Below are 12,629 nucleotides of genomic sequence, written 5' to 3' on the forward strand. Positions count from 1 at the left end.
ACGCACGCTCTACGCAGCAACTATTCCGCAGCGCCGCTCTCGGTTCCATACGACGACACCGGCGCCTCGACCACATGGTGATATCGATCGATATAGATTGCACGGGCACCCAGGCGTCGCACCAAATCCTGGTGATGTGTGCTCATCAAGACCGTCTTACCCGCCGCGACGTAGGCCAGCAAGAAGTTGACCACGATGTCGCATGAATCCTCGTCGAGCCCATTGGTAGGCTCGTCGAGCACCAGGATATCCGGGTTCATCGACACCACCGCAGCCAGCGCAACGCGCTTCTTTTGCCCGCCCGAGAGCTGATAGGGAGAGACGTCGGCAAGGTCGGCAACCTGGAATAGCTCCATGGCATCGCGGACGCGGCGCTCGAGCTCGTCTGCCGGCAGCCCCATCTGCGCGGGACCAAAAGCAACTTCCTCGCCCACCGTAGCGCAGAACAGCTGGGCGTCGGCATTCTGGAACACAAAGCCCACGCGCTGATGAAAACGCTGAGCGGCCGCAGAATCCTTTAGAAACGCCGCATCGACCGCATGCCCGTCGAACAGGTACGCACCCGCGTCCGCAAGCTCAAGGCCGTTGATAAGACGCATAATCGTCGTCTTGCCGCAGCCGTTAGGACCAAGCAGAGCAACGAGCTCTCCACGGTTCACCTGCAATGAAACGCCATCGACCACCGTATGACCCGCATAGGAAAACACCACGTCGCGAAACTCGATGAGCGGCGTGACCTCGGCGCCGGCAGCACCGCTCGCACCCATCGCGTTATTCGTATCGTTTGCCAAAACGTCGCCCTTCCCTACTCACATCAACGGTTCGACCGTCCGCGCTACAGCACCGCGCACAACACGGCGAGCAACGCCACAACGGCCGCGTAAACCGCATCGCGCCAGCCAAAGCCGCTCCGTGCAGGCGCCGGATACACGCCGGCGAAGCCGCGACACAGCATGGCCTCGTCCATCGCGCGGCTGCATTCCATCGCCTTGATAAACGTCATGCCCATGATACCCGCCAGCGAATCGGTGCGCGAAAAACCCGCAGGCGCGGAACCGACGCTGCGCAGCATGACCGATTCGCACAGATCGTGCGCCGTGCGTCCCAGCACCTCAATATGCTTGAGCGCCATATCAAACGTAAAGATAACCTCGTCGGGCAGGTGCAGCATTTTGAGCGCCGCCGACATGCGGCTCCAGGTGAGCGTCCACGAAACACCCAGCACCAGCGACACATTAATAAACGTCTTGAGCGCGATCTTGAGCATGGCACCCGTGGCAGACGCGCCCAGCAGCAGGGCAGGCAGTGCCAGAACCACCGCAAGCCCCGTGGCGCCGAGCGCCGGTACAAAGGTCGCGCGCAGCCCACGTGCAGGGCGCACCGCGACCAGCACCAACGCGATCGCCGCCATCAACATCAGATACAGCGGGCTTTGCGTCAGACACACGCACAGAACGCAGACGAACATCCCCGCCAAACGTACCGGGGCCGAAACGGAAGAAAGGGCGCGGTCGATTATCGACCCGCCCTTGTGTGCGCCGCCGCCCAAGCGAACCCGCTCAAGCAGACTCGCCAGGTGCAGGACATTCTTTTGCATCACACGATGCCGAGCCCCCGCGGGCTCGTAACGCTGCTCGACCGCAAGCCAGCTAGGCAGCTCGACCATCGCCATGGGCTCCGCTTTCCTTGACCGTCAGCGAGATCAGACGGAATGCGATGGTGAGCACCGCCACGCCAATCACGCCCGAAAGAATATACATCGCGGCCTGGCCGGCAAAGCCAAGGCCCTGTTCCTCGGAATAGGCCTGCAGGTAATCACCCGTGGGCAGAGCGTCGGCAAAGGTCGGGGTATCGAGGCCGACCGAAGCCTGCAGGCTGTCGTCGCCAGCCTCCTGAACGGCGGTCGCGGCGCCCTCGGCGTCCCACTCACCCCAAGCGTCACCGGTGGCAAGCAAGCCGAGCGGCGTAGCCACGACAAGCACGGCGACCAGAATGAGCGTGGGGATCAGGGAAGTCTTCTTGGCGGTACCATCGGCGGCAAGCTGGCCATCGGCGGCTTCGGGGCCGACGATAATGCCCGGCGCCGTCTTCTTAATGAAACCGTAGATGGCGGCCGTTGCCACGCCCTCGATCACGCCGGCAACCAGCATATGCGGGATCAACATAGCCGGAATAGCCACGGACAGCGGGAAGGGGCAGTACAGCGGCGCGCCCGAGGCGTTGGTGAAGAGCATCGGCTGAATGCCAAACTCGATCGCCGCGCACAGGGCCGCCAGGCACAGGCCAACCCAACCGCTCACGATGGCAGAAACCGAGGTGCCCCAGCTCTTGTCGTGCAGACGGCTGTTGAGCGCACGGAACACGATAGCAGCGACAAACGGCAGCACAAAGGCCATGTTAAAGCAGTTAGCGCCAAAGGACAGGACGCCGCCGTCGCCAAACAGCAGCGCCTGCAGCGCAAGTGCAACCGAAACTGCAATGGCAGCAGCCTCGGGGCCCAGCAGCAGCGCGATGAGCGCGCCGCCAACAGCGTGACCAGTGGTGCCGCCGGGCAGCGGCACGTTGAACATCATGAGCAAAAAGGAGAATGCGGCACAAATGCCCAGGAACGCCATGTGCTCGCGATCGAGCGTGGCGCGCACCTTCTTGATGCAGTGGACCCAAACAGGCACCATCGCCACCGCCATGACGGCATCGGTTTGCGGGGACAGATAGTTATCTGGAATGTGCATGTACGCCTCCCGGTTGTCGGCGCACGGAATTGCAACGCCGTCTGAATTACCTTGCCAGTGTTACGCATTGTCAGATTCGTAACACGCCGCGGGATATCATAGCAAAACGGCGCACTGCCGACAAAGCAGCACGCCGTTATGTAATGCGCGTGTCATATATGAAGGCTCAACAGTGCCTTATATCGAGCATAGCGGTCACGTAAGACTCGGCGGCAACCACCGCTGACCCATACCCCAGCGCAAGCCCTATCCGCGGACCTCGCCGTTTACGCCCTTGCATACCTTGGTGACGATCTTCTGGTGCGCCTTCTCGACCTCTTCGCTGGTGAGCGTGTGGTCGTCGGAGCGATACGTAAGCGCAAAGGCCATGGACTTCTTGCCCGCTCCGATGCGGATGGGATCGCGGTAGACGTCGAACAGGCGCACGCCCTCGAGCAGCTTGCCGCCGGCGCTGGTAATGCGGCGCTCAAGATCCTCGCAGGTCACAGCATTATCGACCACGATAGCAAGGTCGTGCTCAACGGCCGGGTACTGCGAGAACTCGCGGTAGTTCTCCTGATTGCGGGCGCCCTTGATCAACTTGTCCAGATCGAGCTCAAAGGCAACGACGACCTCATCGATGCCCATCGCCTCGCGCGCCTCGGGGTGAATCTCGCCGACCCAGCCCAGCACGGTGCCGCCGGACAGGACCTCGGCCGCACGACCCGGCTGCAGGAAGGCATAGCCCTCGCCCTCGACGGGACGGAAGCGAACCTTCTCGATGCGCAGCTGGGCGAGCAACTCCTCGACAATGCCCTTGCCAGAGAAGAAGCGCAGCTTGCGGTACTTCATATTCCAGGACTGCTCGCTCCACTGGCCCGAGAGCACGCCCGCCACGGACTTGGTCTCCTTGGGCAGGCTGGCGTTCTCACGGCCGTGGAACAGGCTGCCGACCTCGTACAGGTGCACGTTGGGCGTACCGTGTGCCTCGTTGTAGGCCACGGACTGCAGCAAGCCCGGCAGCAGCGAACGACGCATCTCGGTCTGCTCGGCTACCAGCGGATTCATGAGCACCACGGGGCAGCCGCGGCCTTCGGTGGACATACCGATCTTCTCCAGGTCGCCCGGGGCGGCAAAGCCAAAGGTCGTGGTCTCGTTGAGGCCGCAGGCGCGCAGGATCTCGCCGACCTTACGGGTGAGCTTCTGCTCGCGAGTCAGGCCGCCGATGTGGTTCTTGGCAGCCGGGATGGTCGCCGTCACACGGCCCATGCCCCACAGGCGCAGGACCTCCTCGATCAGGTCAATCTCGCGCGGCAGGTCGGGGCGGAAGCTCGGCGGGGTGACCACGAAGTCCTCGCCGTCGCGCTCGACGGTGCAGCCCAGGCGGGTGAGCGAGCGCTCGATAAAGTCGGGCTCGATGTCGGCACCGCAGATGGCGTGCACGCGGGCCAGGCGCAGCTTGATGCTGTCGATGGTCTTGGGCGCGGGGAACACGTCCACATAGCCGGGGGCGACCTCGCCGCCGGCGATCTCCTCGATAAGCGCGCACGTCACATTGGCGACGTCCACGCAGCCGGTCTCGTCGACCTGGCGCTCAAAGCGGATGGAGGCGTCGGAGATCAGCGACAGGTCACGGCTGGTGTGCGAGGTGCGGCCGGCGTTGAAGCAGGCGCTCTCGACCATCACATCGACGGTATCGTCCTCGATCTCGGAATCCATACCGCCCATGACACCGGCCAGCGCCACGGGACGCTCGCCGTCGGTGATGAGACCCATGCCGGCGTCGAGCACGCGCTCCTCGCCGTCGAGAGTCGTGAACTTCTCGTCCTGCTGGGCGGCGCGAACCACCACGCGACGGTGGCCATCGCGCTCGGCAAAGGTGTCGAGGTCAAAGGCGTGCAGCGGCTGGCCGGTGAGCATCATCACGTAGTTGGTGATATCGACGATGTTGTTGTGCGGGCGCACGCCCAGGGCGTTGAGGCGCTTGACCATCCAGTCGGGCGAGGGACCGACCTTCACGTTGCGCACGATGCGGGCGACGTAGCGGTCGCACAGGCCCTCGTCGGCAATCTCGACCGAAAGCTCGTCGTCGGTCGCGCGGCCGGTCTCGACCTTGATGGCGGGCAGCTCAACGTGGAAATCGCGGTCGAAGATGGCACCGGTTTCGCGGGCCATGCCGATCATGGACAGGCAGTCGGGGCGGTTGGGCGTGATCTCGCAGTCGAGCACGGTGTCGCTCGAGCCCACGTACTCGGCAAACGGCATGCCGCAGGGCGTATCCTCGGGCAGGATCATGATGCCGGAGTGGTCGCCGCCCAGGCCGAGCTCGCGCGCGGAGCAGTTCATGCCCATGGACACGACGCCGCGAAGCTTGCTCTTCTTGATCTTGACGTCGCCGGGCAGGACAGCGCCGATCATGGCCGTGACGATGTGGTCACCAGCCTCGAAGTTCTGCGCGCCGCAGACGATCTGCAGCGGGGCGGGGTTGCCATCGGCGTCGAGGTTCTTGTCGCCCACGTCGACCGAGCACACATACATGTGGTCGCTATCGGGGTGCGGGGTCTTGGTGAGCACCTTGGCGGTCACCACGTGGTCGAAGGACTCGCCCACTGTGTCGATCGCCTCGACCTCGGTACCGGTACGGATATATTCGTCCGAAAGGGTCTTGGGATCCTCCGGAATATCGATCATGGTCTTGAGCCAGTCGTAAGAAACACGCATCTAGCTCTCCTTTCATACTGAAAGCCTGCGAAGAGATGCAGGTGGAAACTTCAACTTTGTGAACATTCCTTACAAAGCGAGGGTTGTCCAAGTGCGGCAGATCGGCCCGAAAGAGGAGCGCCGCGTACTTTGGTACGCAAGCGACGAATGAGCGCCGAGGTGCCGTGCTTGGGCAAGCCGCAGCCTAGAACTGATTCAAGAAGCGCATATCACCCGTCATGAGAGTTCTGAGGTCGGGCAGGTCGTAGCGCAGTGCCGCGACGCGCTCGGCGCCAATACCAAAGGCGAAGCCGGTGTACTTCTCGGGGTCGATGCCGCAGTTGATCAGGACGTTGGGGTCGACCATACCGCAGCCCAGGATCTCGATCCAGCCGCTGTGCTTGCAGAAGTTGCAGCCCTTGCCGCCGCACACGTGGCAGCTCACGTCCACCTCGCAGCTGGGCTCGGTGAAGGGGAAGAAGTGCGGGCGGTAACGCGTCTTGCGATCCTCGCCAAACATGCACTTAACAAAGTAGTCGAGCGTGCCCTTAAGATCGCCAAAGGTGATGCCCTCGTCGACGACCAGGCCCTCAATCTGGTTGAACTGCGGCAGGTGGCAGGCGTCGGCCGTGTCGGGACGGTAGACGGTGCCCGGGCAGATCATGTAGATGGGCGGCTTCTGCGACTCCATGGTGTGGATCTGCACGCCCGAGGTCTGGGTGCGCAGCAGCACGTCGGACTCACCGTGAGCGTGAGCCTCGGGATGCGCGACGCTGCCGGGGTTGTTGTCGACCACATAGAACGTGTCGCGAGCCGAGCGGCTCGGGTGATCCATGGGCGCGTTGAGCGCGGTGAAGTTGTAGTAGGAAGTATCGACCATGGGGCCGGACTCGACGGTGTAGCCGATGCCGCAGAAGATGTCCTCGGCCTCCTCGATGATCTGCTTGATCAGGTGCTGGTGACCGATCTGCGGACGGATGCCCGGCAGCGTGATGTCGACGGCCTCGTGCTCGAGTGCGTGCTTGAGGGCGGCGGCCTTCATCTCGGTGGTGCGCTCGTCGAGCATGCCCTCGATCAGCTGGCGCATCTCGTTGGCGCGTTTGCCCATCATGGGACGATCCTCGGGAGCGAGCTTGCCCATCATGCGCATCAGGCCGGTGATACGGCCCTTGCGGCCGAGCAGCTCAACGCGCGCGGCCTCGAGCTTGGCGGCGTCGTCAGCGCTAGTGACGAGCTCCTTGGCCTCTTCCTCGAGTTTGACCAGATCATCAATCAGACTCATGTCTTCCCTTTCGTCTCTCGCGCATCTCGCTTGCCGGGGCGGCTAGCACCCGATAGCTGCGGATGTGCGGCCCGGTTCGGTAACAAAAAACCGTCCTCGGGCATGTACATTGCCCAAGGACGGTTGAATTCCGCGGTACCACCTTGTTTGACCCGGCGGATGTCTGGCCCGCCGTGCCCACTCTGCGCCCCTTGTCGCGAGGCTCACGGCTTCCCTACTGGGACTTTGCTGCCACTGGCCGCGTGCCCGTTGAGGTCGCTGCTCGGGAGTGAACGCTTGGCCCTTGCCACCGCAGGAAGGCTTGCAGCCCATGACCTTCCCTCTCTTGCCGGCGACGCGGCGGGCAAAACCCTCTCCGTCAACGCATTGGGCTATAGGATAACACATTTCGCGAGCGCATCGCCGCGTTCCGTTTTGTTCGCGCTGGGTACAAGGCAGGTAGCTGTGCAAACTGGCCGCGCACCCGCCTGCGGCGCTCGGCCTGCGAGATTAAGGATACGGTATGGGAAAGAAACTCGATAAGAAGGCCAAGGCCGCCGTGGCAAAAGCCGCCAAGGGCGTCAAGGCCGCTAAAGTCGACAAGGCCGTCAAAAAGTTCCGCAAACTCGAGGGCAAGCTGTGGACTCGCGAGTACCTGCTCAAGATTGCCGAGTTCGATGGGGCGACGATTGCTCCTGCCAACGGCGCTGCCGCCCGTGCCGACGCCATGGGCACGCTTGCCGGCGAGCATCACAAGCTGCTGACCAGCGAGAAGTCCGTTGAGCTCGTACGCTCGTTAGCGCGCGAGACGGTTGCAGGCGGACACGTAGACGACCCGCAGCTGCTCAACGAGATCCGCGTGCTCGGCCGCGACCAGCGCGAGGCAAGCGTTATTCCCACCGAGGAGGCCGAAGCCTGGACCAGGCTCACCTGCGAGGCCGACGCCGTGTGGCACAAGGCCAAGACGGCCAACGACTGGGCGAGCTTTGAGCCCTATGTGGATAGAATCGTCGCCCAACTTAAGCATCAGGCCGAACTCATGGACCCCAAGCGCGACCCATACGACGTTTGGCTCGACCAGTACGAGCGCGGCCTTTCTGCCGAGAGCTTCGACGCATTTTGCGAGGAGGTCAAGGCCACGGTCGTGCCGCTCGTGCACGCCATCGGCGAGCGCGGCCAGCAGCCCGATGCCGACTTTTTGCACGCCCGCGTGCCCGAGGCCGCCCAGCGCGCCATGAGCTTCGACCTGATGAAGCTCGTCGGCCTGAACCTGGACGACACCACGCTTGCCTTTACCGAGCACCCGTTTAGCGAGGGCTTTGCCGTGGGTGACGCGCGCATCGCGACACACATCTACGAGGACGATTGCATCTCCAACGTCTACAGCATCATCCACGAGGCGGGGCACACCATGTACGAGCTGGGCGTCAATCCCGCCTATGCGCGCACCTGCCTGGAGGGCGGCACCTCCATGGGCATCCACGAGAGCCAGAGCCGCTTCTTTGAGAACACCGTGGGCCGCAGCCGTGCCTTTATGGGACCGCTGCTCGAGGTGCTGCGCCGCCACGCGCCCGAGGTCTACGGCAACGTAGACGAGGACACGCTCTACCGCGCCGTGAACATCGCGCAGCCGTCGTTGATCCGCACCGAGGCCGACGAGCTCACCTATCCGCTGCACGTTATGGTGCGCTACGAGATTGAGCGCATGCTGTTTGCCGGCGAGGCCACGGCCAAGGACATCCCCGCGCTTTGGAACCGCTTCATGAATGAGTACCTGGGCATTCCGGTTCCCGACGACACGCACGGTTGCCTGCAGGATACGCACTGGAGCGGTGGCTCGTTTGGCTACTTCCCCACCTATGCGCTGGGCAGCGCCTACGACGCCATGTTTGTGCCGGCCATGTGCCGCGACGGTGTCGACCTTACCGGCGCCTGTGCGAGCGGCGACCTGACACCCGTCCGCGCATGGCTGGGCGAGCACATTTGGCAGTGGGGCCGCGCCAAAGACGCGCCGGAACTCATCAAGGGCGCATGCGGCATGGCGTTCGATGCCCGCTACTACTGCAGCTACCTGCAGGACAAGTTCACCACGCTGTACGAGCTGTAAGGCATAACCGACACGCCAACGCAAAGGGGACGCCGCGGAACCAATCCGCGGCGCCCCCTTTCCACCTAGTTGTTTAAGAACGTCCCCAATGACTACCTTACAGAGCTTCCAGCGCCGCGGCGATGCGCTTCATGGCGACGTCGGCAGCTGCCTGGTCGGGAGCTTCGGCCAAAACGCGAATCACCGACTCGGTTCCACTCTTGCGCACCAGCACGCGGCCCTCGCCCGCCAGCGACGCCTCGGCCTCGGCGATGGCGGCTTGCACGCCCATGTTGCCCAGCGCGGCATCTTTATCCGCCACGCGTACAGCAACCTGAGCCTGCGGCAGTAGCTTGCACGGAGCCGTGAGCTGCGAGAGCGTCTCGCGCTCGGCACGAATCACTTCCATCACGCGCAGCGAGGTCATAATGCCGTCGCCCGTGCGCTCGATATCACCAAAGATCGTGTGGCCCGTCTGCTCGCCGCCCAGGCTGTAGCCGCCCTCGCGCATCTTGGCATACACGTGACGGTCGCCCACGCCGCTGGTCACGGCACTCAGGCCGGCAAGCTCCAACGACTTGATCAGGCCAAAGTTGCTGGCGATCGTCGGCACCACGGTACCGCCCGAGAGACGCCCGTGCTTGTTCAGGTACACACCGCACACGTACAGGATCTGGTCACCGTCGACCACGCGGCCGCGCTCGTCCACGGCCAGGCAGCGGTCGGCATCGCCATCGTAGGCAAAACCCACATCCAGGCCCTGCTCCACCACGTGGCGCTGCAGGCGCTCAATATGCGTAGAGCCGCAGTCGACATTGATGTTAAAGCCGTCGGGCGCGGCATTGATCACGCGCACATCGGCGCCCAGTGCGTCGAACACCGGCTTGGCCACCGAGGATGCCGAGCCGTTGGCGCAGTCGATACCGATCTTGACGCCCTGCAGCGAAAAGTTCGCGCTGGCGATGAGCGAAGCAATGTAGCGGTTGCGACCCTGCATGTAGTCCACCGTGGCGCCGATGTGGTTGCCCGTTGCCAGCGGCACCTCGCTCTTGCCATCGATATAGTCCTCGATGAGCTCCAGTACGTCCTCGTCCATCTTAAAGCCGTCGCTGTTGACTAGCTTAATGCCGTTATCGCAAAACGGGTTGTGGCTCGCGCTGATCATGATGCCGCAATCGAAGCAGCCTTCCACAGTCTGATGCGCTACGCCCGGCGTCGGGATCACATGCAGCATATAGGCGTCCGCACCGCTCGCGACCAGGCCGCTCACCAGCGCCGCCTCAAACATATAACTCGAGCGACGCGTGTCCTTGCCCACGATCACGCGCGCCTTAGCACTGCGGTTGGCGCCGTAATACCAGCCCACAAAACGGCCAATCTTATAAGCGTGCTCTACCGTCAGCCCAACGTTGGCCTCACCGCGAAAGCCGTCGGTGCCAAAGTACTTCATGCGCTCTCCTTACAAAATAGGGGCGAACAGATTGCCTGTCCGCCCCAAAATGGTACTCGATTATCTGCGCTACCAGAAAAACCCTACGCCGACGCGCTGTCGCGAGCCGCCTGGCATGTAGGAGTCTGACGCAGCGTAAGCGGCTTGTCCCCCGCCTCGGCCGACGTGGTCAGCGTATACGTGATCGTCGTCGTCTCGCCAGCATGCAGGTCAACGGTGCCCGAATAGAAGGGGATTCCATGCCACGTAGCGGCGCCAAGACCAAACTGTGTGCCCTCAACCGTAAGGTCACTGATGTTGCCGCCCGTCGGGGCAAACAACGAGACATTCAGGCGTTCGTCGTCACGCGCGGCATCGGGTGCGCTCGCCGCAACGTAGTCGGGCAGCTTGCCTGCCTCCTCCTGCGTCATGATGTTCGTCAGAGTAACGGTGATGCGATACGAGCACGTGCCGTCGCCGTTCTTGATGCCCTGGCCGATCTGCGTGTCGGCGTTCAGATACCAGTCGAGCTTGGAGAAGCTCAGGTTGTTAAAGTAAACGCCGGCAACAGGATCGGCACTCGGGTCATCCGGATCGGGCAGCGAAGCGTCAATGCCCGTCTCTTTGATGGCACTCTGCTCATCATCGTTTCTCATCCACGCGATCAGGCGGCCCTCTTCGGCACCGCGCTCAACGGCGCTGACAAGCTTCGTAACATCGACATCGCCGATACCGCCAAGGATCTTGTCGAAGGCAGCGCTGGCGACGGATGCAAAGATGCCGTCAGACTCCTCGACCGGATAGTTCCAGTACACATCGTGCATGAGGACCTTTGCGGCGTTGGTGCCGTCGACAACCGTTCCGTCGGGCAGTGACACGTTACCGACCAGGCCCAGCAGATACTGCAGGAACACCGGGTCGATACCGATGACGCCATCAACGTCCTGTCCATACTGGGACTTCCACAGCGCGGCGACACGCTGCGAGTTGCGGGGCCAATCAGGCGAATAGGTATTGCCCGAGTTGTACAGGTTACTGTGGTTGCCGAACAGCGCCTCATCCTCTTCGTCGACGCTCTCGACTGCCTCATCCTCGCTGAGTCCAATGCGGGGAACAAACTCGCCAATCGACATCTGGCCGTCAGTGACCGAAATCAGGCCCTGCGAACCGCCAAAGCCGCCGCAAGCACGAATCTCGACGTTGTTCATGGCGTACATAAGGTAGTTGCGCGTCTGGCCGTTGGCGCCGAGCATCTGGGGAAGGACGGGGGCGACCTTCTCCGCCGCGTCAACCGCACCGTTGAGGGTGGCAAAGCCGTCCTTGGCCTTATCGACCAGCTCGGTCACCTGGGAAATATGAGTATCGCCAATGCCCTGGACCTTCTCGTTGGCGCTCTTGAACACCTTCGAGCTGCTGGAAAGCGAATCGGCGACCGCCTGCAGCGCGGACACGTTAATCATGCCGTCCTGGAACAGCTTGCCGGGCGTGGCCTGCGAAAGGTTGTCGGCCATGGAAACCAGCGCGTTGCTCGAGACATCGGACAGGGCGTCGATCATGGTGCGGGCTGCGTTGATGTCACTGCCATACACCGGGATAAACGATGCCGCCGTCCACAGCGGGCTCGAGGTCTCCGCCTTCATGCTGTCGCAGAGCTCATCGATCTTCTTCGCGTCGTCAGGCAGCGTCGAAAAATCGCCCGACGTGACCTTGTCCTTAAGGCCACCGACGATCTCGACAGCCTCCTTCGCTTCGCTCTTTACGGTCTTTGCCGAGTTAAGCAGCATAAAGCCGCTTGCGCCAAGCGCAACGAGAAGCACCGCGACTACAACGGCAATAATGGCGCCGGTGTGACGCTTTTTGCGCTCGCCCTTGCGATGGCGATGACGGACCAGACCGTCAGAGGTCGAACTCGGCGAAGCGTCGCCACCGTAGTTCAAGCCAAAATCGTAATAATCTTCCTTGGAACCCGAGCCCGCAAACTCGGCACCGCTATCATCCAGGCGGGCGAACGTGCCAGTCTCGGAGGCGCCGGTGTAAATCGTGCCAAGGTTACCCGTAAGCCCCGCGCCACCGGCAGAGGGAGTATTGTTGGCGGCCTTGTCGGCATTAACGTTGCCGGCGGCATTCGCGGCGTTGGCAGCACCTGCGTTGTTCGCGGGTACCGAAGGAGCCCCGCTCGGCTGCGACGTGGAGGTTGCACCGCCCGCAAAGACATTCCCTCTTGCACGGCCGGTCTTTTTTGCCTTTTGAGACTGCTCGTACAGAGCGGTAAACATCGCCGTCTCGCCCGGGGACACGCGCTTACCGGAACCGCCCTGTCCAGCGCCGCCCGGCGTGCCGGCCTTACCAGCCCCGTTCGGACGCGGCGGAACTGCAGGGCGGCCGCTATCGCTGCCCTTAAAGTGATTACCAGCCATAAAGAAATCCTCGCAATTGAGTCGC

8 protein-coding genes are annotated in these 12,629 nt (G+C 62.7%); 1 reads left to right on the plus strand and 7 read right to left on the minus strand.

All coding sequences use genetic code 11. The features are described 5' to 3' along the window. Positions 1-20 precede the first annotated feature (20 nt). The 5 genes from ACKUTP_RS00890 to pheS form a co-directional block, all read right to left on the minus strand. A complete protein-coding gene (locus ACKUTP_RS00890; protein ID WP_409063324.1) occupies positions 21-791 on the minus strand; it encodes an energy-coupling factor ABC transporter ATP-binding protein in 771 nt (256 codons plus the stop codon). Positions 792-835: 44 nt separating this feature from the next. Next, on the minus strand, positions 836-1,672 hold the full coding sequence (locus ACKUTP_RS00895; protein WP_409063325.1) for an energy-coupling factor transporter transmembrane component T family protein: 837 nt from the start codon (positions 1,670-1,672) through the stop codon (positions 836-838). After that, positions 1,650-2,732 carry a cobalt transporter CbiM gene (gene cbiM / locus ACKUTP_RS00900; RefSeq protein ID WP_409063326.1) on the minus strand — a complete coding sequence of 361 codons (1,083 nt, stop codon included), beginning with the start codon at positions 2,730-2,732 and terminating at the stop codon, positions 1,650-1,652. Before cbiM ends, ACKUTP_RS00895 begins: the two co-directional genes overlap by 23 nt. Positions 2,733-2,978: 246 nt before the next feature. After that, the gene (pheT, locus tag ACKUTP_RS00905) at positions 2,979-5,432 is read right to left on the minus strand and encodes a phenylalanine--tRNA ligase subunit beta (protein WP_409063327.1); all 2,454 of its coding nucleotides are present in this window, start codon (positions 5,430-5,432) and stop codon (positions 2,979-2,981) included. A 184-nt stretch (positions 5,433-5,616) separates the two neighbouring features. Then, positions 5,617-6,693, minus strand: a complete 1,077-nt coding sequence (gene pheS / locus ACKUTP_RS00910; protein WP_117770495.1) for a phenylalanine--tRNA ligase subunit alpha — start codon at positions 6,691-6,693, stop codon at positions 5,617-5,619. Positions 6,694-7,195: 502 nt separating this feature from the next. Between pheS and ACKUTP_RS00915 the strand changes: the two genes are divergently transcribed. Next, positions 7,196-8,779 (plus strand): carboxypeptidase M32, encoded by a 1,584-nt coding sequence (locus tag ACKUTP_RS00915; RefSeq protein WP_409063328.1) that lies wholly within the window; start codon positions 7,196-7,198, stop codon positions 8,777-8,779. Positions 8,780-8,876: 97 nt separating this feature from the next. On the opposite strand, the gene glmM is transcribed toward ACKUTP_RS00915, so the two are convergent. After that, positions 8,877-10,208 (minus strand): phosphoglucosamine mutase, encoded by a 1,332-nt coding sequence (gene glmM / locus ACKUTP_RS00920; RefSeq protein WP_409063329.1) that lies wholly within the window; start codon positions 10,206-10,208, stop codon positions 8,877-8,879. A gap of 83 nt (positions 10,209-10,291) precedes the next feature. After that, complete coding sequence (locus tag ACKUTP_RS00925; protein WP_409063330.1) at positions 10,292-12,604, minus strand: DUF4012 domain-containing protein; 2,313 nt, start codon at positions 12,602-12,604, stop codon at positions 10,292-10,294. Positions 12,605-12,629 lie beyond the last annotated feature (25 nt).

The sequence above is a fragment of the Collinsella sp. wc0529 genome (assembly GCF_046116875.1).
Lineage (GTDB): Bacteria > Actinomycetota > Coriobacteriia > Coriobacteriales > Coriobacteriaceae > Collinsella.

Coding starts and splice junctions, on each gene's coding strand:
- pheT (WP_409063327.1), bottom strand. CDS start 5,432: ATGCGTGTTTCTTACGACTGGCTCAAGACCATGATCGATATTCCGGAG.
- ACKUTP_RS00895 (WP_409063325.1), bottom strand. CDS start 1,672: ATGGCGATGGTCGAGCTGCCTAGCTGGCTTGCGGTCGAGCAGCGTTAC.
- ACKUTP_RS00915 (WP_409063328.1), top strand. CDS start 7,196: ATGGGAAAGAAACTCGATAAGAAGGCCAAGGCCGCCGTGGCAAAAGCC.
- glmM (WP_409063329.1), bottom strand. CDS start 10,208: ATGAAGTACTTTGGCACCGACGGCTTTCGCGGTGAGGCCAACGTTGGG.
- ACKUTP_RS00925 (WP_409063330.1), bottom strand. CDS start 12,604: ATGGCTGGTAATCACTTTAAGGGCAGCGATAGCGGCCGCCCTGCAGTT.
- cbiM (WP_409063326.1), bottom strand. CDS start 2,732: ATGCACATTCCAGATAACTATCTGTCCCCGCAAACCGATGCCGTCATG.
- pheS (WP_117770495.1), bottom strand. CDS start 6,693: ATGAGTCTGATTGATGATCTGGTCAAACTCGAGGAAGAGGCCAAGGAG.